This window comes from Marilutibacter spongiae, from assembly GCF_014145325.1.
GTDB lineage: Bacteria > Pseudomonadota > Gammaproteobacteria > Xanthomonadales > Xanthomonadaceae > Marilutibacter > Marilutibacter spongiae.
Genome location: NZ_JACHTF010000019.1, coordinates 57,738 through 81,946, shown reverse-complemented (window position 1 = coordinate 81,946; position 24,209 = coordinate 57,738). Strand labels below are relative to the sequence as shown.

At 71.1% G+C, this 24,209-nt stretch carries 18 protein-coding genes; 9 read left to right on the top strand and 9 right to left on the bottom strand.

What is annotated here, in order from left to right; genetic code table 11:
• The 3 genes from H4F98_RS14870 to H4F98_RS14860 form a co-directional block, all read right to left on the bottom strand.
• Window positions 1-1,495, bottom strand: a 1,495-nt coding sequence (locus H4F98_RS14870; RefSeq protein ID WP_182688621.1) for a pseudouridine synthase, incomplete at its 3' end; no start/stop codon positions are given.
• Window positions 1,492-2,445, bottom strand: coding sequence for an SMC-Scp complex subunit ScpB (gene scpB / locus H4F98_RS14865; RefSeq protein WP_425487611.1), 954 nt, complete (start codon window positions 2,443-2,445; stop codon window positions 1,492-1,494). The genes H4F98_RS14870 and scpB, both read right to left, overlap by 4 nt.
• A gap of 76 nt (window positions 2,446-2,521) precedes the next feature.
• Window positions 2,522-3,355, bottom strand: a complete 834-nt coding sequence (locus H4F98_RS14860; RefSeq protein ID WP_246373267.1) for a segregation and condensation protein A — start codon at window positions 3,353-3,355, stop codon at window positions 2,522-2,524.
• A 529-nt stretch (window positions 3,356-3,884) separates the two neighbouring features.
• Between H4F98_RS14860 and H4F98_RS14855 the strand changes: the two genes are divergently transcribed.
• The 9 genes from H4F98_RS14855 to gyrA all read left to right on the top strand — a co-directional run bounded on the left by H4F98_RS14855 (window position 3,885) and on the right by gyrA (window position 17,288).
• Entirely contained in the window at window positions 3,885-4,184 is a 300-nt protein-coding gene (locus tag H4F98_RS14855; RefSeq protein ID WP_141519347.1) for a YciI family protein, read from the top strand.
• Window positions 4,181-4,489 (top strand): BolA/IbaG family iron-sulfur metabolism protein, encoded by a 309-nt coding sequence (locus H4F98_RS14850; protein ID WP_182688619.1) that lies wholly within the window; start codon window positions 4,181-4,183, stop codon window positions 4,487-4,489. The genes H4F98_RS14855 and H4F98_RS14850 overlap by 4 nt, the downstream gene beginning before the upstream one ends.
• A gap of 190 nt (window positions 4,490-4,679) precedes the next feature.
• Window positions 4,680-8,183: a chromosome segregation protein SMC gene (smc, locus tag H4F98_RS14845; protein ID WP_182688618.1), complete on the top strand. Its 3,504-nt coding sequence runs from the start codon at window positions 4,680-4,682 to the stop codon at window positions 8,181-8,183.
• A 69-nt stretch (window positions 8,184-8,252) separates the two neighbouring features.
• Window positions 8,253-8,987 (top strand): cell division protein ZipA, encoded by a 735-nt coding sequence (gene zipA / locus H4F98_RS14840; RefSeq protein WP_182688617.1) that lies wholly within the window; start codon window positions 8,253-8,255, stop codon window positions 8,985-8,987.
• Window positions 8,988-9,057: 70 nt separating this feature from the next.
• Entirely contained in the window at window positions 9,058-11,430 is a 2,373-nt protein-coding gene (ligA, locus tag H4F98_RS14835) for an NAD-dependent DNA ligase LigA (protein WP_182688616.1), read from the top strand.
• A complete protein-coding gene (epmA, locus tag H4F98_RS14830) occupies window positions 11,427-12,413 on the top strand; it encodes an EF-P lysine aminoacylase EpmA (protein WP_182688615.1) in 987 nt (328 codons plus the stop codon). The genes ligA and epmA overlap by 4 nt, the downstream gene beginning before the upstream one ends.
• A gap of 129 nt (window positions 12,414-12,542) precedes the next feature.
• Window positions 12,543-13,328, top strand: coding sequence for a DUF3011 domain-containing protein (locus H4F98_RS14825; protein WP_246373265.1), 786 nt, complete (start codon window positions 12,543-12,545; stop codon window positions 13,326-13,328).
• A gap of 35 nt (window positions 13,329-13,363) precedes the next feature.
• Window positions 13,364-14,422 carry an S-methyl-5-thioribose-1-phosphate isomerase gene (gene mtnA, locus H4F98_RS14820; protein ID WP_182688614.1) on the top strand — a complete coding sequence of 353 codons (1,059 nt, stop codon included), beginning with the start codon at window positions 13,364-13,366 and terminating at the stop codon, window positions 14,420-14,422.
• A gap of 235 nt (window positions 14,423-14,657) precedes the next feature.
• Window positions 14,658-17,288: a DNA gyrase subunit A gene (gene gyrA / locus H4F98_RS14815; RefSeq protein WP_182688613.1), complete on the top strand. Its 2,631-nt coding sequence runs from the start codon at window positions 14,658-14,660 to the stop codon at window positions 17,286-17,288.
• Between the two features lie 75 nt (window positions 17,289-17,363).
• Here the strand turns inward: gyrA and H4F98_RS14810 are convergent, their stop codons facing one another.
• The 6 genes from H4F98_RS14810 to H4F98_RS14785 form a co-directional block, all read right to left on the bottom strand.
• Window positions 17,364-18,644 carry a hypothetical protein gene (locus H4F98_RS14810; RefSeq protein WP_182688612.1) on the bottom strand — a complete coding sequence of 427 codons (1,281 nt, stop codon included), beginning with the start codon at window positions 18,642-18,644 and terminating at the stop codon, window positions 17,364-17,366.
• On the bottom strand, window positions 18,641-19,147 hold the full coding sequence (locus H4F98_RS14805) for a hypothetical protein (RefSeq protein ID WP_182688611.1): 507 nt from the start codon (window positions 19,145-19,147) through the stop codon (window positions 18,641-18,643). The genes H4F98_RS14810 and H4F98_RS14805 overlap by 4 nt, the downstream gene beginning before the upstream one ends.
• Window positions 19,148-19,203: 56 nt before the next feature.
• Complete coding sequence (locus tag H4F98_RS14800; protein WP_182688610.1) at window positions 19,204-20,325, bottom strand: OmpA family protein; 1,122 nt, start codon at window positions 20,323-20,325, stop codon at window positions 19,204-19,206.
• A gap of 82 nt (window positions 20,326-20,407) precedes the next feature.
• Window positions 20,408-23,155 carry a serine/threonine-protein kinase gene (locus H4F98_RS14795; protein WP_182688609.1) on the bottom strand — a complete coding sequence of 916 codons (2,748 nt, stop codon included), beginning with the start codon at window positions 23,153-23,155 and terminating at the stop codon, window positions 20,408-20,410.
• A gap of 3 nt (window positions 23,156-23,158) precedes the next feature.
• Window positions 23,159-23,545, bottom strand: a complete 387-nt coding sequence (locus H4F98_RS14790; protein WP_182688608.1) for a hypothetical protein — start codon at window positions 23,543-23,545, stop codon at window positions 23,159-23,161.
• 87 nt (window positions 23,546-23,632) lie between these two features.
• The gene (locus H4F98_RS14785) at window positions 23,633-24,166 is read right to left on the bottom strand and encodes an ECF-type sigma factor (protein ID WP_182688607.1); all 534 of its coding nucleotides are present in this window, start codon (window positions 24,164-24,166) and stop codon (window positions 23,633-23,635) included.
• Window positions 24,167-24,209 lie beyond the last annotated feature (43 nt).

The following is a 24,209-nucleotide window of genomic DNA, read 5'->3' as shown; positions in this document are numbered from 1 at the left end:
GGCCGCGCCCCGCGCCACCACCCGGGCCCCGCCCGCCGCCACGGTTGCCGCCGGGGCCGCGCGCACCGCCGCCACCCGGACCGCGGCCGCCTTGCGGACGCGCGCCGGCGGGGCGATTACCGCGCGGCTTGTCGCCATACGGCGAGGCGCCGCCACCGGCGTGGTCGGAGGGGAAATGCATGCCGGCGCCCGCCGGATGGCCGTAGGGATGCGCCGCGCGCTGGCCCTTGTTGCCGCCCTGGGGCTTGCCGGCGCCGCCGCCGGGACGCGGCTTGTTGCCGAATTTCTTGGCACCGGGGCCGCGCGCGCCACCGGGATTGCGGTGACCGTTGGGCCCGGTTTCGACGCCATCGGGCACGTACCAGGTGCGGAACGCGGCCGGACTGCCCTCGGGCAGGGACTGCCCTTTCTGCTTGCGCTGCTTGAAGGGCTTCTGCGACTGCTTGGCGGCGGTTTCGCCGCTCACGGTCAGGCCGCCATGGCGCTTCGGGCCCCCGCGGCCGCGGCCGCGGTCCTCGCGGACGTTGTCGAAGCGACGCAGTTCGCGGCCCTCGTCGGCACGGCTCGGCCCGCCCACGTAGCCCTGCGAGCGGTCGTTGCCGCTCAGGTTGATCGTCGACTTGGCCGCCTTGCGCTGGCCGATGACCGGCTGCAGGGTCAGCGCCGACGGCGTGCCGTCCTCCAGGCCCAGTTCCTTGCGCAGGGCCTCGACCTTGTCGGCCGCCATCTCCTGCGACTGGCCGCGCAGCAGTTCGCGCGGGAGGCTGGCCTTGCCGTAGCGGATGCGCTTGAGGCGGCTGACCTGGCAGCCCTGCGATTCCCACAGGCGCCGCACTTCGCGGTTGCGCCCTTCCTTGACCACGACGCGGAACCAGTCGTGCGAGTCGGTGCCGCCGATGCGCTCGACCTCGTCGAACTTCGCCGGACCGTCGTCGAGCGCGACGCCGCGCTTGAGGCGGTCGGGGATGTTGTCGGGGACCTGTTCCTGGCCTTCCGGCGCGCGCACGCGGCACACGTACTCGCGCTCGACCTCGAAGGAGGGGTGCATCATCGCATTGGCCAGCTCGCCGTCGGTGGTGAGCAGCAGCAGGCCGGTGGTGTTGATGTCCAGGCGTCCGACGGCGATCCAGCGCGCGCCCTTCAGCGCGGGCAGGGCCTCGAAGATCGTCGGGCGGCCCTCGGGATCCTCGCGGGTGGTGACCTCGCCCTCGGGCTTGTTGTACATCAGCACGCGGGACGGCTCGGTCAGCGCGCTGGCGACGAACTGGCGCCCGTCGAGCTCGATCTTGTCGCCGCCCTTGATCGACATGCCGACCTGGGCCACCTCGCCGTTGACCTTGACCAGGCCATCGGCGATGCGTTGCTCCAGCGCGCGACGCGAGCCCAGTCCGGCCTGGGCCAGGACCTTGTGCAGGCGTTCTTCGAGGCGGGGTGCGGCAGCGTTGTCCTCGCTGCTGCGCTTGAGGGTGAGCTTGCGGCTCTTTTCTTGGGTCATTTCAATTGCTCCGGCGCGTCCTCTTCGGAGGCGGCCTCAGACTCGGGAACGGTCGTCGTCTCGACGGCGTTGGAAGCGGGCGCGGGGTCGACGTCGTCGCCCCGGTCCGCGTCCGGGATTGCCGAAGGGGCGTCGTCGCTTTCGGGCGTCGACCCCTGTTCGTTCTCGTCCGCCGCGCGCTCGCCCGGCGCGGCTTCGGGGTGGTGCGGCGCGGTCGACGTGTCGTCGCCCGCGTCCGCGTCATGGGTGTGTTCGCCGGCGGCGTCGCGCGTGTCCTGCGCGTCGCCGTCGGCATCGTTGGCGGCCTGCGCGGTGCCCGCGCCGAGGCCGCCGGCTTCGATCGCGGCGTCGGCCGCCGGGGCGGGCTTGTCGCCAGCATCGCCGTCGAACTTGAACTGCGGCTCCAGCTCGCCGATCTCCTTGAGCTCCGACAGCGGCGGCAACTCGTCCAGGCGCTTGAGGCCGAAGTAGTCCAGGAAGGCCTTGGTGGTGCCGAACAGCGCCGGCTTGCCCGGGACGTCGCGATGGCCGACCACGCGGATCCATTCGCGCTCTTCAAGCGCCTTGATGATGTTGCTGTTGACCGCCACGCCGCGGACCTGCTCGATCTCGCCGCGGGTGATCGGCTGGCGATAGGCGATCAACGCCAGGGTCTCGAGCGTGGCGCGGGTGTAACGGGTCTGGCGCTCGGTCCAGAGCCGGGCGACCCAGGCGTGGACGTCGCCCTTGACCTGGAAGCGGAAGCCCGACGCCAGCTCGACCAGTTCCACGCCGCGTTCGGCGCAGCCGGCCTGCAGGGTCTCGATCGCCTGTTCGACGCTGCCCGCCGGGGCCGGCTGGTCCTCGGGGAACAGCGCGTGCAACTGGGCGAGGGTCAGCGGCTGGTGCGCCGCGAGCAGCGCCGCTTCGACGATCCGGTTGATGAGCGATTGGTCCAGCGATTGATCCATGGAATGCGTCTGTCTGCGGTTCTCGTGGTCGACGGCGGTGGCCGTCGCGCGGTGGGGCTGGGGCGGGCGGGCCGCCTCAGCCGGTCGGGGCGTCGTCGCGATCGAACTCGTCGCTCAGCTCGATCTGGCTGGGATCGTCCAGGATCGCCAGCGATTTCACGTAGATCGGCGCCAGCGGCGCCTCCTGCACGATGTCGATCAGCTGCTCCTTGGCCAGGGTCAGCAGGCCCAGGAAGGTCACGACCACGCCGAGCTTGCCTTCCTCGACGGTGAACAGCTGCTCGAAGCGGTAGAACTGGCCATCGTTCAGCCGTTCCAGCAGTTCGCCCATGCGCTGGCGGACGTTCAGCGCGTCGCGCTTGATCGCGTGCTGGGTGTACAGCTCGGCGCGCTTGAATACGTCGTGCAGCGCCAGCAGCATCTCCTTCAGGTCCACCGGCGGCGGCACGCGGACGGCGGCGCGGTCGGGGACGAAGGCCGCGGCCGGCGCGGTGTCGCGATCCTGCCGGGGCAGGGTGTCCAGGTCCTCGGCGGCCTTCTTGAAACGCTCGTACTCCTGCAGGCGCCGCACCAGTTCGGCGCGCGGGTCTTCCTCTTCGCCTTCCTCGCTCGGCGGCCGCGGCAGCAGCATCCGCGACTTGATCTCGGCCAGGATGGCGGCCATCACCAGGTATTCGGCGGCCAGCTCGAAACGCATCTCGTGCATGGCCTGGATGTAGTCGACGTACTGCCGGGTGATCTCCGCGACCGGGATGTCGAGGATCTCCAGGTTCTGCCGGCGGATCAGGTACAGCAGCAGGTCGAGCGGGCCCTCGAACGCGTCGAGGATGACTTCCAGCGCATCCGGCGGGATGTACAGGTCCTGGGGAATTTGCAGGACCGGCTGTCCATGCACCATCGCCAGCGGCATCTCCTGCTGCTGCGGGGGCACGGGGGGCGTGTTGTGTACGGCCTCGGCGGGCTGAGCTTCTGTCTGCTCGGTCACTTCGGACGCGGTCGGGCTGGTCATGCGTGGCTGGCCCCTCCGGGGGCCATGCGATCCGCGTGCCGGCCCGGCGGGGCGCGGCACGACGACATGGATGTCGCGGACGCTCCGGAGAGGCGGCCGCCGGGTGCAACGGACTGCGAAAGTGTCGATGCGGAAACCACAAGGCCCCGTCATCCGCGCCGGCATGCGCGGGCCATCCGCGGCGGCGAGGTGGAACAGGAAGTCATGGTCCCGGGCCGGGGAGGGGCAGCGACGCACCGGGGTGCGAGGCGTGGCGACGGCGTGGGGCCTGTCGCGACGGGCCGCTGCAACCGGCCACATACAATTGCAGCCAAGGGTACGGGCTTGGATGAACGGTGTCCAGCGCCCGGCGCGTCGCGCCCCATGGGCCGTACAATCCGTTCAGCATTCCCGGCATGTCGCCGGGCATCGACGAGGAGGCGGCAGGCAGATGTGGTACGTGATCGAAGGCCATGACGGCGAAGGCGTGCTCGACCGGCGCGCGGCCGCCCGACCGGCACACCTGGCCCGCCTGGTCGCACTGCGCGACGCCGGGCACCTGCTGCTGGCCGGCCCGTGTCCGGCGATCGACGCCGAGGACCCCGGCCCGGCCGGTTTCAGCGGCAGCCTGGTCGTCGCCCAGTTCGACTCGCTGGAGCAGGCGCGCGCCTGGGCCGACGCCGACCCCTATGTCGAGGCGGGCGTCTACGAGCGCGTGGACGTGCGCCCGTTCCGCAAGGTGCTGCCGTGAACGGCGGGCCGCTCCCGCGCGAGGCGCGGGTCGCCGCGATCCGCGCCGCCCTGGAGCGGGCCCTGTCGCCGCTTGAGCTGCAGGTGGTCGACGACAGCGCCCGCCACGCAGGCCATGCCGGCGCGCGCGACGGGCGCGGGCACTTCAACGTGGACGTGGTCAGCGCGGCGTTCGAGGGGATGCCGCCGCTGGCCCGGCACCGCGCGGTGTACGCCGCGCTTGGCGACCTGATGGAGACCGACATCCATGCCCTGTCGATCGACGCCCGCGCCCCGGCCGAGCGTACGGACGGTGGCGCCGGCTGAACCCGGAGCAGGCGGCGGCGGCGCGGGCAGCGGCCCTCGGCAGCCGGCTCCGCGGGCCGCTATACTCGCTGGAAGCGCGGCCGATGGGTCGCGTATCGTTTAAGTCAATCAATGACTTGCGCGACATAATTAATCCATATTGAAATCAAGTGCGCGGTGCCGACGCACCCGCCAGAGGCCTCTTCGCCGCATGCGTCTGTCCACGATCAAGCTTTCCGGCTTCAAATCCTTCGTCGACCCGACCACCCTGCACCTGCCCACCAACATGACCGGCGTGGTCGGGCCCAACGGCTGCGGCAAGTCCAACATCATCGACGCGGTGCGCTGGGTCATGGGCGAGAGCTCGGCCAGCCGCCTGCGCGGCGACTCGCTCACCGACGTGATCTTCGCCGGTTCCTCCGCGCGCAAGCCGGTGTCGCAGGCGATGGTCGAGCTGGTCTTCGACAACGCCGACCGCACCATCACCGGCGAGTACGGCGCCTACGACGAGATCTCGGTCAAGCGCACGGTCAGCCGCGACGGCACCAGCCAGTACTACCTCAATGGCGCCAAGTGCCGTCGACGCGACATCACCGACCTGTTCCTGGGCACCGGCCTGGGGCCGCGCAGCTACTCGATCATCGAGCAGGGCATGATCAGCAACATCATCGAGGCCAAGCCCGAGGAGTTGCGCGTGTACCTGGAGGAAGCCGCGGGCATCTCCAAGTACAAGGAACGCCGCCGCGAGACCGAGATCCGCATCCGCCACACCCGCGAGAACCTGGACCGCCTGAACGACCTGCGCGAGGAAGTCGGCAAGCAACTCGAACACCTCAACCGGCAGGCGCGCCAGGCCGAGCAGTACCAGGCCCTGCAGGCGGAACGCCGGACCAAGGACGCGGAGTGGAAGGCGCTGGAGCATCGCGCCCTGGACCAGAAACTGCAGGCCCAGCGCGAGAAGCTCGCCCAGCAGGAAACCCGGCTGCAGCAACTGATCGCCGAGCAGCGCGAGGCCGAACGCGAGATCGAGACCGGCCGCGTCAACCGCGAGGAGGCCGCCGAGGCCCTGGGCAAGGCCCAGGCCGCGAGCTACGAGGTCAGCGGCGCGCTGGCGCGGATCGAGCAGCAGATCCAGCACCAGAAGGAAATGTCGACCCGCCTGCAGCGTGCCCGCGACGAAGCCCAGGCCGCGCTCAGCGAGATCGCCCGGCACATCGGCAACGACGAGTCGCAACTGGAAGTCCTGCAGGCCTCGGTCGCCGAGGCCGAGCCGCGCCTGGAGCAGCTGCGCGAAGAAGACGGCGCGCGCCAGGACGCACTGCGCGACGCCGAGGCCCGGCTGTCGGACTGGCAGCAGCGCTGGGAGCACCACAGCCGCGCCCAGTCCGAGGCGGTGCGTGCGGCCGACGTCGAACGCACCCGCATCGAGCACCTCGACCGCCAGGCGATGGACGCCGAGCGCCGCCGCGAGGCCCTGGCCAGCGAGCGCCGCGGCCTGGACCTGGACGCGCTGTCGGAAGCCTTCGCCGGCATCGAGGAACAGCATGAAACGCAGAAGCTCTCGCTCGATACGCTCAGCGAGACGCTGGAGGCGCGCAAGGCCGCGGTCGGCGAACTCCAGGAGCAACAGCGCGGCACCCAGTCCGAGCTGGCCGAGGTGCGCAAGCAGGCGCAGGCCGCGCGTGGCCGCTTGTCCTCGCTGGAGACCCTGCAGCATGCCGCGCTCGGCCAGGAGCAGGGTGCGGCGCTCGACTGGCTGAGGGCGCGTGGCCTGGACTCGGCGGCGCGCGTGGGCGAGTCGCTGCAGGTCGACCCGGGCTGGGAGAACGCGGTCGAGGCCGCGCTCGGGCAATTGATCGAGGGCGTGCTGGTCGAGGCGCCGGAAAGCCTGGTCGACGCGATCGGCGAGCTGGGCGACGACCGCCTGGCGCTTGTCGATCCCGCCACCGGCGACGTGGACTGCGCGCCGACATCGCTGGCCGCGCGGGTGAGGGGACCGCGCGCGATCCTGCGCTTGTTGGCCCCGCTGCACGCCGCCGAGGACATGGGCGCCGCGCGCGCGCTGCTGCCGGGCCTGGGCGAAGGCGAGTCGATCATCACCCGCGAGGGCGAACGCCTGGGCGCCGGCTGGCTGCGCGTGCTGCGCTCCGGTGCGGCGAAGCAGGGTGCCCTGCTGCGCGAGCGCGAGATCCAGTCGCTGCGCAGCGACATCGAGGGCCTGCTGGCCCGCGAGCAGGAGCTGGAGTCGCTGCAGGTGCAACTGCGCGATCGCGCGCTGGCGGCCGAGCAGCAGCGCGAGGACGCCCAGCGCACCCTCTACATGGCCCACCGCAGCGTGTCCGAACTGGCCGGCCAGTTGCAGAGCCAGCAGGGCCGGCTGGACTCGGCGCGGGGTCGCATCGAGAAGATCGACGCCGAGCTGGCGCAACTGGCCGAGACCGCCGACGCCAGTCGCGAGCAGTCGCGCGAAGCGCGGATGCGGCAGGAAGAGGCGGTCATGAAGATGAGCGAGCTGGAGGACGCCCGCCAGCAGCTCGACGCCGAACGCAACCGCCTGGGCGAGGCGCGCGACCAGGCCCGCACGCTGGCGCGCGAATCGCGCGACACCGCACATGCGCTGGCGCTGACCCTGGAATCGCAGCGCACCCAGATCGCCAGCCTGGCGCAGGCGCTCGACCGGATGGGCGGCCAGCGCGGCCAGCTCGACAGCCGGCTGGAGGAGCTGACCAGCCAGTTGATGGAAGGCGATTCCCCGGTCGACACCCTTGAGGCCCAGCGCCAGGTCGCGCTCGAGCAACGGGTATCGGCCGAGCAGGCGCTGACCCAGGCGCGTACCCGCGTGGACGGCATCGACGCCGACCTGCGTCGCTTCGAGCAGGTCCGCCAGCAGCGCGACGAACAGGCCCTGCAGCAACGCGAGGCGATCGGCCAGCGGCGCCTCGACCAGCAGGCCCTGGTGTTGAAGGCCGAGCAACTGGTGGAGGCGATCGTCGAGGAAGGCTTCACCCTCGAGGACGTCGCCAACACCCTGCCCGACGAGGCCGACGCGCAGACCTGGGGCGCGGCGGTGACCGCGATCGACGCGCGCCTGCGGCGCCTGGAGCCGGTCAACCTGGCCGCCATCGCCGAGCACGCCGAGGCCGCCCAGCGCAAGGAATACCTGGATGCCCAGGACGTCGACCTGACGAGCGCGCTGGACACCCTGGAAGAAGCGATCCGCAAGATCGACCGCGAGACCCGCGGCCGCTTCAAGGACACCTTCGACCGCGTCAACAGCGGCGTCCAGGAGTTGTACCCGCGCCTGTTCGGTGGCGGCCATGCCTACCTGGAACTGACCGGCGAGGACCTGCTCGACACCGGCGTGGCGATCATGGCGCGCCCGCCCGGCAAGCGCGTGTCCAACATCTCGCTGCTGTCCGGCGGCGAGAAGGCGATGACCGCGGTCGCGCTGGTCTTCGCGATCTTCCGCCTGAACCCGGCGCCGTTCTGCCTGCTCGACGAGGTCGACGCGCCGCTCGACGAGGCGAACGTCGGCCGCCTGGCGGCGATGGTCAGCGAGATGAGCGAGCAGGTACAGTTCCTGTTCGTGACCCACAACAAGGCCACGATGGAGGCGGCCATGCAGCTATCGGGCGTCACCATGCGCGAGCCGGGCGTCAGCCGCCTAGTCTCGGTCGACCTGGCCGAGGCCGCGCGCCTGGTGGGCGCGGCATGACCGCCGCGATGCCCGGGACGCATCCCGCCGTTATGATCGTGGCCTGCGCCCACGCAAGGAGGTCATCCGATGTCTGAAGTCTGGCTGTTGCGCATCGGCATCCTGGTCGCCGGCCTGCTGCTGGTCGCGGCGATCTACTTCTTCGGCCGGCCCAGCAAGCCCGGCCAGGGCACGCGCAAGCCGCGCGAGCCGCGGGACGATGCGCGCCGCGAGCCGACCTTCAGCGAACGCCTGGATGCCGGGGGCGCCGATGCCGGCAACGCCGCCGAGCCGCTCTCCCAGGCCGACATGTTCGGTGAGCCCGCGCGGACGGCCACGCCGGGCGCGGACGCCGGCCGCCGCGTGAGCGAGGAATTCGACAAGATCGTCACCCTCTACCTCGCCGCCCGCGCGGGCGAGAAACTGCACGGCCCCGATATCGTGGTCGCGGCGGAAAAGGCCGGTCTGGTCTATGGCTACATGAGCGTGTTCCATCGCCTGGACGAGCACCACCCCGAACGAGGTCCGGTCTTCAGCGTGGCCAACATCATGAAGCCCGGCAGCTTCGACATGGCCGACATCCAGTCGCTGCAGACGCCGGCGATCGCCTTCTTCCTGACCCTGCCCGCGCCGGTGCCGGCGCTCGACGCCTGGGAGGCCATGCTGCCGACCGCGCAGCGCATGGCCGAACTGCTCGACGGCGTCGTGCTCGACGAGCAGCGCAATGCCCTGGGCCGCCAGCGCGTGGCCCACATCCGCGACGAGCTGCGCGCCTACGACCGCCAGCGCGAGGCGCCGCCACTGAGCAAGCCTGGCCGCTGGTAAGCGCAACGCCGGCCGCCCGGCCCCGGGGTCGCGACGGGGCGCGGCCGATCGCACCGACACGGAATCCGCCATGAGCCCCGATCCCGCCGCGCGTATCGCCGAGCTGTGCCGACAGCTCAACGACGCCAACTACCGCTACCACGTGCTCGACGACCCGGCGATCCCCGACGCCGAGTACGACCGCTTGCTGCGCGAGCTCGACGAGCTGGAGGCCGCGCATCCCGGGCTCGCCAGTCCCGACTCGCCCACCCAGCGCGTCGGCGCCGCGCCGTCGGGCGCGTTCGACGAGGTCCGTCACGCGATCCCGATGCTCTCGCTGGGCAATGCGTTCAGCGAGGAGGAGGTGCGCGATTTCGTGCGCCGGATCGACGAGCGGATCGGTCGCGAGTCGCCGCGGTTCTCGGTCGAGCCCAAGCTCGACGGCCTGGCGATCAGCCTTCGCTACGAGGCCGGCCGCTTCGTACGGGGCGCGACCCGTGGCGACGGTGCCACCGGCGAGGACGTCACCGCGAACCTGCGCACGATCAAGGCGATCCCGCTGGCGCTGCGCGGCGAAGGTTGGCCCGGGGTGCTCGAGGTCCGCGGCGAGGTCTACATGCCGCTGGAGGCGTTCAAGGCCTACAACGCGCGTGCGCTCGCCGATGCCGGCAAGGGCGGGGGCGACAAGGTGCTGGCCAATCCGCGCAACGGCGCGGCCGGTTCGCTGCGCCAGCTCGATCCGCGCGTGACCGCGCGCCGGCCCTTGGCCTTCTACGCTTATGGCATCGGTGCCGTCGAGGGCGGCACGCTGCCCGACACCCACTCGGCGACGCTCGCCCGCCTGCGCGACTGGGGCTTCCCCGTCAGCGCCCAGAGCGAGGTGGTGGAAGGCGCCGAGGGCCTGCTCGACTACTACCGGCGGATGGGCGAGGCCCGCGACGGCCTGCCGTTCGACATCGACGGGGTGGTCTACAAGCTCGACGACTACGAAGGCCAGCGCGAGATGGGCTTCGTCTCGCGCGCGCCGCGCTGGGCGATCGCGCACAAGTTCCCGGCGCAGGAGCAGTCGACGCTGCTCGAGGGCATCGACATCCAGATCGGCCGGACCGGCGCGGCCACTCCGGTCGCGCGCCTGCAGCCGGTGCAGGTCGCCGGCGTGGTGGTCACCAACGCCACCCTGCACAACGCCGACCAGATCGCGCGCCTGGACGTGCGGCCGGGCGACACGGTGATCGTCCGCCGTGCCGGCGACGTCATCCCCGAAGTGGTGCGCGTGGTGCCCGAGCAACGCGCGCCCGAAGCCGCGCCGTGGACGATGCCCGCGACCTGTCCGGTCTGCGGCTCGGAACTGGTGCGCGACGAAGGCGGCGTGGCCTGGCGCTGTTCCGGCGGCCTGGCCTGCGCGGCGCAACGCAAGGAAGCGGTACGCCACTTCGCCTCGCGACGCGCGATGGACATCGAAGGGCTGGGCGAGCGTTACATCGAGGACCTGACCGACCTGGGCTACCTCGACAGCGTCGCCGACCTGTACCGGCTTTCGCTGGCCGACCTGTTGGAGATGAAGCGGCGCGCGGACGAACGCGACGGCACCACGCCGGAAACGGTCAAGGGCGGCAAGGTCGCCACCAGGTGGGCCGAGAACCTGATCGAGGCGATCGACCGCAGCCGGGACGCCAGCCTGGAGCGGTTCCTGTTCGCGCTGGGCATCCAGCACGTGGGCGAGAGCACGGCCAAGGCGCTGGCGAACTGGTTCGGCGACCTCGCCCTGGTGCGGCGCCTGCCCTGGCCCGTGTTCAAGCGGGTGCCCGACATCGGCGGCGAGGTGGCGCGCAGCATCGGCCACTTCTTCGACCAGCCCGGCAACCAGCAGGTCATCGACGCACTGCTCGAGCGCGGCGTCCGCATCGGCGATACGCATGCGCCCAGTCCGCAACTTCGCGAGGGCCTGGCCTGGTCGACGCTGCTCGCCGACCTGGACATCCCGCGCCTCACGCCGCTGCGCGCGGGCCAGGTCGCCGCCGCCTTCGAAGATGCCAGGGCCGTGCTCGAGGCGCCCGAGCATGGTTTCGTGACGGCCGGCCTGCCGGCCGACACCGCGCGCGCGCTGGTCGACTGGCGCGCCGACGCCGGCCACGCCCGCCTGCTCGCCGCCACGGGCGAGGCCGCGGCGACACTGCTCTCGCGCCTGCCGGCCGAGGACACCCGTCCGGCCGGGCCGCTCGATGGACAGACGGTCGTGTTGACCGGCACCTTGTCGGCGATGACGCGCGACGAAGCCAAGGCGCGCCTGGAGGCGCTCGGCGCGAAGAGCTCGGGCAGCGTGTCGAAGAAGACGGACTTCGTGGTCGCCGGCGAGGCCGCCGGTTCCAAGCTGGCCAAGGCCGAGGCGCTGGGGGTGGAGGTCTGGGACGAAGCCCGCCTGCTCGACTTCCTCGCGTCGCACGGGCAGGGCGGCGAGGCATGACGCCGGACTGGCGTCCCGGGGCCTCGTTCGACGCGCTGCGCCTGCGCGCGCGCCTGAACGCCCGCATCCGCGACTTCTTCGCCGATCGCGGCGTCATCGAGGTCGAGACCCCGGTGATGTCGATGGCCGGCAACACGGATCCCAACATCGCCTCTTTCTCGCTGGACTTCAGCGGACGTACCGACGGCGCGCCGCGCAGGCGTTGGCTGCGGACCTCGCCGGAGTTCCCGCTCAAGCGGCTGTTGGCCGCGGGCTTCGGCGACTGTTACGAGCTCGGGCGCGTGTTTCGCGACGGCGAAGCCGGTGGGCGCCACAACCCCGAGTTCACCATGCTCGAGTGGTACCGGCTGGGCTGGGACCACCGGCGCCTGGTCGGCGAGACCGCCGCTCTGGTGCAGGCGGCGCTGGCCCTGGTCGGGCGCGGCGCCGAACTGGTCGAAGTCGGCTACCACGCCTTGTACCTGCGCGAGCTGGGGATCGACCCGGCGCACGCGTCGATCGCCGAGATGCGTTCGGCGCTGGGCGACGTGCAGATCGATCCCCACGGCCTGACGCGCGACGACTGGCTCGACCTGTTGATGACCCATCGCCTGCAGCCGGCCTTCCCGCGCGAGCGGCTGCTGGCGGTCATCGACTATCCGGCCAGCCAGAGCGCGCTGGCGCGCATCCGCCCCGGCGACGCGCCGGAGGGCGTGGCCGTCGCCGAGCGATTCGAGCTGTACCTGGGACCGCTGGAGCTGGCCAACGGCTACCACGAACTGGCGGACGCCGGCGAGCAGGGCGCGCGGTTCCTGAACGATGGCCGGGTGCGCGAGGCGCGCAGCCAGGCGTCGCCGCCCACCGACGCCCGCCTGCTGGCCGCGCTGCAGTCGGGCCTGCCCGACTGCGCCGGCGTGGCCTTGGGGATCGACCGGCTGTTGATGGCGATGCTGGACAGCGATCGCATCGCCGATGTGCTCGCCTTCGATTTTTCACGAGCCTGAACCCTTTCCGTCGTCCATCCCTTCGCGTGCACCGGGCATTCATCATGCGCACGCGATAAGCTCGGATGGACTCGAGGGAATTCCGGACGTGACCGCGCCTGCCGGGGGCAGGTGTCGAGGAGGACGTGCATGACCAGGTTGTTCAGGGGTGTGGTGATCGCGGCAATGCTGGCGTGCGCGGGCTGCGTGCTCGATCCCGGCATCTTCGGCGGCGGCAGCTATCCGTACCCCGGCCAGGGCTACCCGGTCGGCGGCGATCATCCCTACCCGGGCGATGGCGCGGTCTACGGCGCGCCGTTCCGTTGCGAGTCGCGCGACGACCGCACCCGCCGTTGCCCCGCCGACACCCGCGGCGGCGTGCGGATGACGCGCCAGCTGTCCAACACGCCCTGCATCCGCGGGCGCACCTGGGATGCCGACCGCAATGGCGTCTGGGTCACCGAGGGCTGCCGCGCCGAGTTCATCGCCGGACAGGGCAGTGGAGGCGGCTATCCCGTGGGCGGCGGCAGCGACCGGGTGCGTTGCGAGTCCGACGACATGCGTACCCGCCGGTGCCCGGTCGATACCCGCGGCGGCGTGCGCCTGGTCCGCCAACTGTCGTCGACGGACTGCATCGAAGGCCGCACCTGGGGCCATGACGCCAACCAGGTGTGGGTGACCGCCGGTTGCCGCGGTGAATTCGCGACGGGCGGGGGCGGTGGCCATCGCCCCAATCCGGGGCCCGGCCCGGCGCAGATCCTGCGATGCGAATCCAAGGACGGACGCCAGCATCGTTGCAATGCCACGATCCGCCGACAGGCCACGCTGGTCCGGCAACTGTCCAACTCGCCGTGCATCCGCGGCAGCAGCTGGGGCTGGGATGCCAACGGCATCTGGGTCGGCAGCGGCTGCCGCGCGGAGTTCAGCATCCGCTGACGCGGGCGCCGTACCCGGGCGGTTACACTGGCGCGATGAGCCAGGACATCGATTTCGACCGCTACGACCGCATCCGCCCCATCCGTTGGACCGGCGATGCCCTCGAGCTGCTCGACCAGCGCAAACTCCCCTTCGAAGTGGACTACGTCCGCTGCGCCGACAGCGACGAAGTCGCCGCCGCGATCCACGCGCTCACGGTTCGCGGCGCGCCGGCGATCGGCATCTCCGCCGCCTGGGGCGTGGTCCTGGCGACGCGAGACGTGCAGGCCGACAGCGGTGCGCAGGCGCTGCCGTTGCTGGAGCCTGCGATGCAGCGCCTCAACGCGGCGCGACCCACCGCGGTCAACCTGGCCTGGGCGCTGGCGCGCATGCGCCGCGTCCTCGCCAGCGCCGGTGCCGACTGGCGCGAGGTGCTGGCGCGCGAGGCGCAGGCGATCTCGGATGAAGACCTGGCCGCCAACCGCCACATGGGCGCATTGGGCGCTGCCCTGATCGCGCCGGGCAGCGGCGTGATGACCCATTGCAACACCGGCTCGCTCGCCACCGCCGGATTCGGCACCGCGCTGGGCGTCATCCGCGCGGGCGTCGCACAGGGGCGCATCGGCAAGGTTTACGCCGGCGAAACACGGCCCTGGCTGCAGGGCGCCCGGCTGACCTCATGGGAGCTGCAGCAGGACGGCATCGCGCCGACCCTCGTCGCCGATGCGGCGGCCGCGCACCTGATGAAGACCGGCGCGGTGCAGTGGGTCGTCGTCGGGGCCGACCGCATCTGCGCCAATGGCGACACCGCCAACAAGATCGGCACCTACCAGCTGGCGATCTCGGCCCGCCACCACGGCGCGAAGTTCATGGTCGTGGCGCCGTCGTCCACCGTCGACATGGATACCCCGTCCGGCGAGGCCATCGAGATCGAGGAGCGCGACCCGGGCGAGATGTTCGCCATCGGCGGCGTGCGGACCGCCGCCCACGACATCGTGGCCTGGAACCCGGTGTTCGACGTCACCCCGCATGAACTGATCGATGCCATCGTCACCGAGAAGGGCGTCATCGAACGCCCCGACGCCGCCGCGATGCGGGCCGCGTTCGGCGGCTGAAGCCACGGCGGGGGCCGCATTGGCGGCGCTATCCCGGACGGCTCGCGCAAGTGCTTGTTTTTGCGTTGGAATCCCGCCATGCCCGGACGGGGGCAGGGGGGCGGTTCGTGGTATGATTTCACGTCTTTTTCATGCGCTCTCCAGCGCCCGTGCCACGCCTCGCCGCCGCCTTGCGGCCGGGGCGGCGGGAACGGTCGGGGGAGGGGGCTGATCCACCGCCCATAACGGAAACCCGATGGCCGAACTCGCCAAGGAAATCATCCCGGTAAACCTCGAAGACGAGATGCGTCGCAGCTACCTGGATTACGCCATGAGCGTGATCGTGGGACGCGCGCTTCCCGACGCCCGGGACGGACTCAAGCCGGTGCACCGCCGCGTCCTGTACGCGATGAACGAGCTCGGCGCGCACAGCAACAAGCCCTACTACAAGTCGGCGCGCGTCGTCGGTGACGTGATCGGTAAATACCACCCGCACGGCGACTCGGCGGTGTACGACACCCTGGTGCGCATGGCGCAGCCGTTCTCGCTGCGCTACATGCTGATCGACGGCCAGGGCAACTTCGGCTCGATCGACGGCGACAGCGCCGCGGCGATGCGCTACACCGAGGCGCGCATGTCGCGGCTCAGCCACGAGCTGATGGCCGACATCGACAAGGAAACCGTCGACTTCCAGCCCAACTACGACGAGAAGGAACTCGAACCCACGGTCATGCCGACCCGGGTGCCGAACCTGCTGGTCAACGGCTCGGCCGGCATCGCGGTGGGCATGGCGACGAACATCCCGCCGCACAACCTGTCGGAAGTGGTCGACGCGACGATCGCCCTGATCGACCAGCCCGACATCGACGTCGACGGCCTGATGGAATACGTGCCCGGCCCCGACTTCCCGACCGCCGGCATCATCAACGGCACGTCGGGCATCATCAATGCCTACCGCACCGGCCGCGGCCGCGTGCGCATGCGCGCGCGCGCCGAAGTCGAGGTCAACGAGAGCACCGGCCGCGAGGCCATCGTCGTCACCGAGATCCCCTACCAGGTCAACAAGGCCCGGCTGATCGAGAAGATCGCCGAACTGGTCAAGGAGAAGCGGCTGGAAGGCATCTCCGAGCTGCGCGACGAGTCCGACAAGGACGGCATGCGCATCTTCATCGAGGTCAAGCGCGGCGACTCGGCCGAGGTCGTGCTGAACAACCTCTACCAGCAGACCCAGATGGAGTCGGTGTTCGGCATCAACATGGTGGCGATCGTCGATGGACGCCCGCAGCTGCTGAACCTGAAGGACCTGATCGAGATCTTCGTCAGGCACCGCCGCGAGGTGGTGACCCGCCGCACCATCTTCGAGCTGCGCAAGGCGCGCCAGCGCGCCCACATCCTGGAAGGCCTGACGGTCGCGCTCGCGAACATCGACGAGATGATCGAGCTGATCAAGACCTCGGCCAACCCGAACGAGGCGCGCGAGCGCATGCTCGCCCGCACCTGGGAGCCGGGCCTGGTCGGCACGCTGCTCGAGGCCGCCGGCGCCGAGGCCTCGCGCCCCGAAGACCTGCCACAGGGCGTGGGCCTGGTCGACGGCCGCTACCAGCTGACCGAGAACCAGGCGCAGCAGATCCTGGAGATGCGCCTGCACCGCCTGACCGGCCTGGAGCAGGAAAAGCTCACCGAGGAATACAAGCTGCTGCTGGAGACCATCCGCGGCCTGATCGAGATCCTCGAGGATCCGACGGTGCTGATGGAAGTGATCCGCACCGAGCTGCGCAACGTCAAGGAGGAGTTCGGCGACGCCCGCCGCTCCGAGATCCGCCAGAGCGAGGAAGACCTCGACATCCTCGACCTGATCGCGCCGGAGGACGTGGTCGTCACGCTGTCGCACTCCGGCTATGCCAAGCGCCAGCCGGTGACGGCCTACCGTGCCCAGAAACGCGGCGGTCGCGGCCGCAACGCTGCCAGCACCAAGGACGAGGATTTCATCGACCAGCTTTGGCTGGTCAACACCCACGACACCCTGCTGACCTTCACCAGCACGGGACGCGTGTTCTGGCTGCCGGTGCACCAGTTGCCCGATGCCGGCCCCAACGCCCGCGGTCGCCCCATCATCAACTGGATCCCGCTCGAGGAGGGCGAGCGCGTGCAGGCGGTGTTGCCGGTGCGCGAGTACGCCGAGGACCGCTTCGTCTTCTTCGCCACGCGCCATGGCACGGTCAAGAAGACCCCGCTGACCGAGTACGCCTATCGCCTGCAGCGCGGCAAGATCGCGATCAACCTCGACGAGGGCGATGCCCTGGTCGGCGTCGAGATGACCGACGGCGAGCGCGACGTGATGCTGTTCGCCAGCAACGGCAAGGCGGTGCGCTTCGGCGAGTCCGAAGTGCGCTCCATGGGCCGGACCGCCACCGGCGTGCGCGGCATGCGCCTGGCCGATGGCGAGGAGGTGGTCAGCCTGATCGTGGTCGAGGGCGATGGCGACATCCTCACCGCCAGCCAGCGCGGCTACGGCAAGCGCACGCCGCTGGATGAGTATCCCTGCAAGGGCCGTGGCATCCAGGGCGTGATCGCGCTCAAGACCACCGACCGCAACGGCAAGCTGGTGGGTGCGGTGCAGTTGAGCGAACAGCACGAGGTCCTGCTGATCTCCGATGGCGGCACGCTGGTGCGCACGCGGGCGGCGGAGATCTCCCAGGTCAGCCGCAATACCCAGGGCGTGACCCTGATGCGCCTGGCCAAGGACGAGACCCTGCAGGCGATCGAACGCCTGGATGCATCGCTGGACGCCGACGACGAGACCGCCGACGCGGAGCTTGCCGAGGGCCTGGCACCCGTGCAGCCCGTGGCCGACCCGGACGCGCCAGCGACCGATCCGCAGGCTTGACCGGATCGGGTGCCTGACCCCGGGACCCTTTTTCCCGGGGCAGGCCTCGTCTGCCATCCACGAGCCCGGAGCGGCCTAGTCCACGGTCAGGCCCTGCTGGCGGGCCCAGTCGAGCGCTTCGTCGCGACTGGCCGCGTTCGCTGCCTTGATCTTCTCGCGGTACAGGCGACGGCACGCGCGGCCGGCATCGCCGGGCAGGCATTCCCGCAATGCCCGGTCCAGGGCCTGGACCTCGCGCGCGGCCACCTCCTGCATGCCCGCGCCGATGGCGGTGGCCTCGGCCAGGGCGGAAGAGCCGAACGCGGTGACGATCCTGTAGTCGCGCGTGTCCCGGGCGGCGACCGAAGGCCGGATCGATTCCGTGTCGACCACCACGTCGCCGCCGTCGCGATCGATGCCTTCGTAGCGCACCCGCCTGACCTCGCGGTTGATCCGTGAGCGCGTGTCCTTGAGCACGCCCGAGCCCATGCCGAGCCACGCCACCTGCGTCGCGACGGGGCTGGCGCCGGGTGCGACCCAGACCTGCAGATAGTGCGGCTCGCCGTCGATGTCGACGCGTCCGCGCGCACCGCGCGCGCGTCCCGGGGGCGGGCTGCCCAGGCGCTGCGGTGTCGAGGCGATGCTCGACAGGAAGGCGCCCGTGCGCGTGGCGTGGCCCAGCCAGGCGAAGGCCGCGGGCAGGTCCTCGCCGAGCTTGAGGCAAGCCTTGCCGACGCGATCGTGCGTCCCGCAGGCGAGGAGGTCGCCGTTCGCCTTGCGGAGCAAGAAATCGATGTCTGCGGCCGCTGGCAGGTGCCCCAGCAGGGGGCGGATCGCATCCCCGGCGACGAGGGCGCTGCCGTCCGCGCTGTTGACGTGGTACTCGAAATCCGCGAGCAGGTCGGCGCTGTCGACGGTGTGCACGATGGCCCAGTCGAAGCGGAAGCTGCCCCGGTCGTCCTGCGGATTGGCCGGGAAGCGGCTTTCCGCGCCAAAGGCGGCTTCGCGCGCGCGCTTGCGCCGCTGCCAGGCCTCCGCCGTGAGGTCCGCGGGTTTGACCAGGTCGCTGGGCATGTCGAAGGGGTTCTGCCAGCCGGGCGGGTCGTCGGCGGGCCGCGGAGGCTTGTCGACCAGCCGGTCCGGTACATGGAAGGGATCGGCCGTGCCTGGCAGGGTGCCGTCGGGTAGGGAAGGCTTGGGCGACGGTTCGAAGCGCTCGCCCAGGTCGCGGGCCTTCGAGGAGCCTGATTCGACCAATTCGATCGGCGGGTCCGCCGGTGCGAACGGGTGGGGGATCGCACCGCTCGCCCAGGCCCATGCCGCCGCCGCGGCGAGCAGGGCCAGGCCCGCGCTGCCGGCGGCGACGCGGCGGTTCATGGCGTCATCCTCGCGGCGATGCCGCGCGCGATGGCTTCGACCTCGCTGCTGGCCTGCACGAACTTGTTGCGTTCGCCGTCGTCGACGTTGTGGTACGCCAGCTCGACGACCTGGCCCGACATCGCGAAGTTCACGTGCAGTCCCATGCGAGCTTCGCTCAAGGGGTCGCGCCGGCGGTAGTGGACGGCCGCGTCGCCAAGCCCCGTGGGTCGCGACAGACCGAAGTAGTGCGCCGCCGTGGCGTCGCGAGCCATTCCGTCGACCGCGGCACGGGCCGCGCCCGCGTCGCGCGCGGGCGTCACCATCAGGATCAGTTCGTCGCTGGCGGGCACCTGGCCGATCCGGTAGCGGCGATGGCAGTGCCGGTCGTCCTCGGCCACCACGCCGGTGGCGACGCGCTCGAGCCCGGTGCTGGACGCGCCCACCGCCTCGGCGATCGCCGCGACGGGCAGCAGTCGATCGCACCATGCAGAGGGAGCGGCATCGGCGGCGTGTGAGGCCATTGGCCAGGGGAGCGCCAGCAGCAGGAGGCCCGTGCAAGTGATCGGAGGCGCGCGCATCACGGCTTCACCAGTTCGACGCGGCGGTTCAGTGCACGTCCCGCTTCGGTGGCGTTGCTCGCGACCGGCATGCCGCTGCCGCGACCGCTCGCGCTCAGGCGCGCCGCGGGCACGCCTCGCGAGACGAGCGCCGCGAGGACAGTCCCGGCGCGCTGCCTGGAGAGCTGCAGGTTCGCCGCTGGATCGCCGCTGCTGTCGGTGTGGCCGACCACGGCCAGCCTCAGCGCCGGCTGCTCCCGCATGAGGCGCGCGGCCGCGTCGAGCGCGGGCCCGGATTCGGACCGCAGCGTCGCCCGCCCGGTGTCGAAATGGATGCCATCCAGGGTGACCTTGCCGTCCTTCGCGAGGCCGCTGGCGAGGGAATCGGCGGTCACGCCGCCTCCTTTCGCCTGTACCGCCGGAGTCTCGAGCACCTGGAGGTCGGTGACCTGGGGATTGATGGAGATCGACACGTACGCGAAGCCGTTCTCATGGGACGTGCGTCCGGTGAAATAGCGCGTGTCCCCGGCGATGCCGGGGTTGAGGCCGTTGATGTCCTTCCACGAGTAGGACCGGCCGTCGTGGAAGCCGGTGCTGCCGCACGCCTTCCTCGACGCGCATTCCCAGTCGAGGCGAAACCCCTGCGCGACCAGCGCTTCGCGGTAATGGCGCAGGATCTCGAGCGTGGAGCGTCCGGCCGGGTTGCGGTAGCGCACGTAGGTCAGCCTGCCTTCGAGCGGCTCGGTGGTGGGCCGTCGGTTCGCAAAGCCGGTGATGCGGACGTAGTCTGCATGGGCCTGGACGTCGCGGTCGGTCCGCACCGAGCCGGGGTAGGGACTGACCAGGGGAATGTCGGTGGACGGGCCAGCGCCTGGCAGCGGGGCAGGGCTGTCGCCTTGCACTTCCATCTGGACGATGTCGCCGCGCGCCTGCGCGCGCGACACGCAGGCTTCGTCGCCCATCGCGCAGCGGGCGACGCGGCGGCTCTGCTCGTCGACCTTGTCCTCGACTTCCTGCTGCACGGCATCCCCGGCGACGCGCTTGAGCTTTCGCAACCACTCGCCGGCATCGGCCGGCGGGGGCGCCGCCAGCAGCATCGCGAGCGGCAGCAGGACCAGGACGGAACGGGTGTATCGTTGCATGGCGGACTCCTCGGGTCGGTGGCGGATTCGTTCCGCTCGCACCGACATTCGAGGTTTCGCCGCCAAAGGGGCCACGCGGGTTTCAGCGTGCCCGCCGCTCCCCGGCTTGGGCCAGGCATCCCGCCCGCCCGTCGCCACGATCCAGGCAGGCGAGCAGCGCGTCGCGATCGTCCCATTTTCCGGGAATCGCCGCCACGGATGCACGCAATGCCTGGCGCCTGGCGTCGGCGTCCGGCATGTTCCCGAGCGAGGCGATCATCCAGTCGAGCTGCCAGCCCATGAGCCGGTCGGGGGCGTCGTGTGGAAGGGGATGAGCCTCCAGCCAGGGAGCGAGCACCCGCGATGCCTCGCCCGGGTCGCCCATCCACGCGGCGCGCCAGGCCAGGGCCGGCGGCAGGTAGCGGTTGATGCGGCCGTGGAGTGCCTCGCAGGCGGACAGGGCGCGTGTCGCGGCGGTCGCGTCGCCCGAGCGCAGGTGCACCAGGGCGCGCAGGCCGCAACTCTCGCCGCGCAGGGACGCGTCAGGGGCCGTGGCGAGCGCGTCGAGCATGGCGTCGGTGGCATCCAGCGCCTCGAGCGCCGGGCCGGGGTGGCCGGTCGCGATCGCTGCTTCGGCCTGGTGGAACAGGCAGGAGGCGGCATGCAGGTAGCGCCGTTGCAGGACCGCGTCGATGGCGATGGCCCGCTCGATCAAGGACCTGGCCTCGGCGTTGCGACCGGTCTGCAGCGCCAGCCCCGCGGCATTGCAGTACACGATGGCGGCGACAACGTTCGGCGCCTGGTAGACGCGATCGGCGATCTCGATTGCCTCGGCGGCGAGCCGCCCCGCGGTCTCGAAGTCGCGCCGGGCGCGGTAGGTGGGCACGGCGTCGGCATAGGTGAAGGCCAGCCAACCGGGTTCGTCGGCATAGACCGCGGGTGCGATGGCCAGGCGCCTGCCCTGGAGCGGAAAGTTGTCGCCACCCGCCAGGCGCACCGCTGTCGACAGGTAATCCAGTGCCGTCATGTGGACCCGGGTACCGCGCAATGCATCGTCGGACTCGATCCGCCCCAGAAGCGTCGACAGGGCATCGACGGGCTGGTCCTTGCCGGAGAACGCCGACTCCGCAGCGAGCCTGTCGAGCGCGAGCATCGTCCGGGCGTCGTCGCCGAGTCGTGCCGCATCGGCGGCGGCGAGTGCCTTGCCGAAGAAGTCGAAGGCCTCGCGTTGCCGGCCCAGTGTGCGCGACGTACTGCCGGCCTCGCTCCAGGCGCGCACGCGAAGGCCGGGCGCCTGCACGCCCGCCGCGTCGAGCACCGACACCGCCTCGGTGAGCGAGGCCATGCCGCCTTCGTAGTCGCCCGTTGCCCTCCGCAGACCGCTGATGAAGATGTGCAGGTCCGCGGCAAGTTCGGGTTGCGTCGCCTCCATGTCGTCGGTCACCAGGGCGTCGGCGGAGGCGACGAACTCGGTTGGATTGATCTCGCGGCCGCTGCCGGGATTGGCGACGGCGAATATCTCGCCGATGTACCCGCGCACGGCCTCGGAGCGTTGCAGTTCGCGCTCGGCGCGCGCCTGGGCGTCGGCCGCGACGCGTTCGGCGTCGCGTGCGATGGAAGCTTGCTGGCGAGCGTGGTGCGCCTGCCAGGCAAAGCCGGCCAGGCCGGCCAGCAGGCTGATCGCCAGTCCCGCCGCCAGGCCGCTGGAAACGCGATGTCGGGCGACGAAGCGACGGAAGCGGTACGCCTTGCCGTCGCGCTGTGCGCTGACCGGCCGCCCTTCGCGCCAGGCACGCAGGTCCATGGCCAGTTCCGCCGCGCCGGGATAGCGCCGCGCGGGGTCTCGGGCGAGCGCGCGCTGCAGGATCGCGCCCAGGTCGCCGCCCAACAGGCGCCGCCGGTTCCGATCGTTGCGACGGTCGAGCAGGGTGGCCGGCGCCCGGCATTCGGCGTCCGCCGCGCTGGCGTCGAAGAGCGGCGGCCTGCCCACCAGGAGCAAGTGCAGCAGGCTGCCGAGGCCGAACACGTCGGTAGCCGTGCTGATCGCACCGCCGTTGAGCTGCTCGGGCGCGGCGTAGCGCGGTGTGAACGCATACAGGCCGGTCGACGTGGCGTCCTGCATGTCGCCTTCAAGCAACCGGGAGATGCCGAAGTCGAGCAGGATCGCCCGTCCACTGGAATCGACGAGCACGTTCGAAGGCTTGATGTCGCGATGGACCACCAGGTGCCGGTGCGCGTAGGCCACCGCGTCGCAGACCTGCAGGAACAGCTCCACGCAGTCGTTGACGTCGAGGCCCTGCTCCTGCTGCCAGGTGGCGATGTCCACCCCTTCCACCAGGCCCATCGCGAACCAGGGCGTGCCGTCGGCGGCGAAGCCGGCGTCGTGGACCGGGGCGATGCCCGGATGCCGCAGCCGGACGAGGATGTCGATCTCGCGCTGGAAGCGGATGCGCCCTTCCGGCGTGGCGGCTGCCAGCGAGAGCAGTTTCAGGGCGGCTTCCTGGCCGACCGGCGGCGTGAGGGAGCGCGCCCGGTAGACCGCCGACATGCCACCCTGGCCCAGCAGCCCGGTCAGCAGCCAGCGGCCCAGGCGCTGTCCGACGAGCAAGGCGTGGTGCGCTTCGTCGGCCTCGCTCGCCTCGGCCAGGGGCGGCAGCGGGGCGTCGAGCACGCTGGTCGACTCGCTCGCCGCGAGCATGCGGCGGGCCAGTGCCCGGGTTTCAGGATCGCCGCCGAAGTGGTCGAGTGCCGCCTGGCGCTGCTCTGCCGGCAGTTCGAGCACGCGTTCGACCAGGGCCAGCGCGGCGAGCCAGGGCACGGAGGCGTCGTCCGGTGGAGCCCCGCCGCTCATGGCTCATCGCCTCTGGTCGTACAGGCGCGGCTCGGACCCGTCGCAGGGCGTGGCCTTGGCCCAGCAGGCATAACCGTTTCGGTAGTCCTTGCACTCGATCTGCCGGGTATGGGGGTTCGACAGCTTCCAACGGGCGAAGTCATCGCCATGGGTCCTCCTTACCATTGCCTTCCATTGGTCGCGCGCCGCGTCCTCGGCCCGCCGCTTGATCCGGTAGCGGTCGCCGGGCCAGCCGCTGACGGACTCGAGCATGCATCCATTCTGGCTGGTCGGGGGACGTGGCGGCGCAGGTCGGCTGGTCATACGGCCCTGCGCAAGGACCGGCGGGGCGGCGAGATTGGCAATGGCGATCGCCAGCACGAGCAGGCAGGCGGGGTGTCGGGTATTCATGACGGTGTCGGCTCCGTATGCGGAAGGAAGGGGCCGCGGCGCGGCCTCCCTTCGACACTCGACATCCGGCGGGGGCGCGGGCCACCGCTACTCCATCATCGCCTGCAGTGCCGCGCGGGCCGCCGCCCACTCGCGCTTGAGCGTGCGTTCGGAGCGTCCCAGCAGCGGCGCGAGCTCGGCATAGTCCAGCCCTGCGAAGAAGCGCAGCTCGACCAGCTCGCGACGCGCGGGATCGATCCGGCCCAGGCGTTCGAGCGCCGCGTCGAGGGCGAGCATCCGGCCGGCGTCGAACTCGGCGGGGAAGTCGCCGTCCAGCTCGACCCGCACCAGCCCGCCGCCATGGCGTGCCGCGCGGGAGCGCTTGGCGTGGTCCATCACGATCCAGCGCATCGCCTGGGCGGAGGTGGCGAAGAAGTGCTTGCGGTTCTCCGGCGACAGCTTCGCCCCGTTCAATCGCAGGTAGGCCTCGTTGACCAGGACGGTCGGGGTCAGGGTCGCCTCGCCGCCGCGCAACAGGCCGCGCGCGATCTTGCGCATCTCGTCGTACAGCAGGCCATAGGCCCGCGACAGGCTTTCGCCGTCGCCGGCACGCGCACGGTCGAGCAACAGCGTGATGTCCATGCCTTTCCCCGTTCCTGGCGCGCTCCGACGCATCGTACCCGCC

Excerpts from the sequence above, each read along its gene's own strand:
- H4F98_RS14800 (WP_182688610.1), bottom strand. The coding sequence starts at position 20,325 with ATGCAACGATACACCCGTTCCGTCCTGGTCCTGCTGCCGCTCGCGATG.
- H4F98_RS14805 (WP_182688611.1), bottom strand. The coding sequence starts at position 19,147 with ATGGCCTCACACGCCGCCGATGCCGCTCCCTCTGCATGGTGCGATCGA.
- ligA (WP_182688616.1), top strand. The coding sequence starts at position 9,058 with ATGAGCCCCGATCCCGCCGCGCGTATCGCCGAGCTGTGCCGACAGCTC.
- H4F98_RS14825 (WP_246373265.1), top strand. The coding sequence starts at position 12,543 with ATGACCAGGTTGTTCAGGGGTGTGGTGATCGCGGCAATGCTGGCGTGC.
- mtnA (WP_182688614.1), top strand. The coding sequence starts at position 13,364 with ATGAGCCAGGACATCGATTTCGACCGCTACGACCGCATCCGCCCCATC.
- H4F98_RS14785 (WP_182688607.1), bottom strand. The coding sequence starts at position 24,166 with ATGGACATCACGCTGTTGCTCGACCGTGCGCGTGCCGGCGACGGCGAA.
- scpB (WP_425487611.1), bottom strand. The coding sequence starts at position 2,445 with ATGGATCAATCGCTGGACCAATCGCTCATCAACCGGATCGTCGAAGCG.
- gyrA (WP_182688613.1), top strand. The coding sequence starts at position 14,658 with ATGGCCGAACTCGCCAAGGAAATCATCCCGGTAAACCTCGAAGACGAG.
- H4F98_RS14810 (WP_182688612.1), bottom strand. The coding sequence starts at position 18,644 with ATGAACCGCCGCGTCGCCGCCGGCAGCGCGGGCCTGGCCCTGCTCGCC.
- H4F98_RS14855 (WP_141519347.1), top strand. The coding sequence starts at position 3,885 with ATGTGGTACGTGATCGAAGGCCATGACGGCGAAGGCGTGCTCGACCGG.
- zipA (WP_182688617.1), top strand. The coding sequence starts at position 8,253 with ATGTCTGAAGTCTGGCTGTTGCGCATCGGCATCCTGGTCGCCGGCCTG.
- epmA (WP_182688615.1), top strand. The coding sequence starts at position 11,427 with ATGACGCCGGACTGGCGTCCCGGGGCCTCGTTCGACGCGCTGCGCCTG.
- H4F98_RS14860 (WP_246373267.1), bottom strand. The coding sequence starts at position 3,355 with ATGCCGCTGGCGATGGTGCATGGACAGCCGGTCCTGCAAATTCCCCAG.
- smc (WP_182688618.1), top strand. The coding sequence starts at position 4,680 with ATGCGTCTGTCCACGATCAAGCTTTCCGGCTTCAAATCCTTCGTCGAC.
- H4F98_RS14790 (WP_182688608.1), bottom strand. The coding sequence starts at position 23,545 with ATGAATACCCGACACCCCGCCTGCCTGCTCGTGCTGGCGATCGCCATT.
- H4F98_RS14795 (WP_182688609.1), bottom strand. The coding sequence starts at position 23,155 with ATGAGCGGCGGGGCTCCACCGGACGACGCCTCCGTGCCCTGGCTCGCC.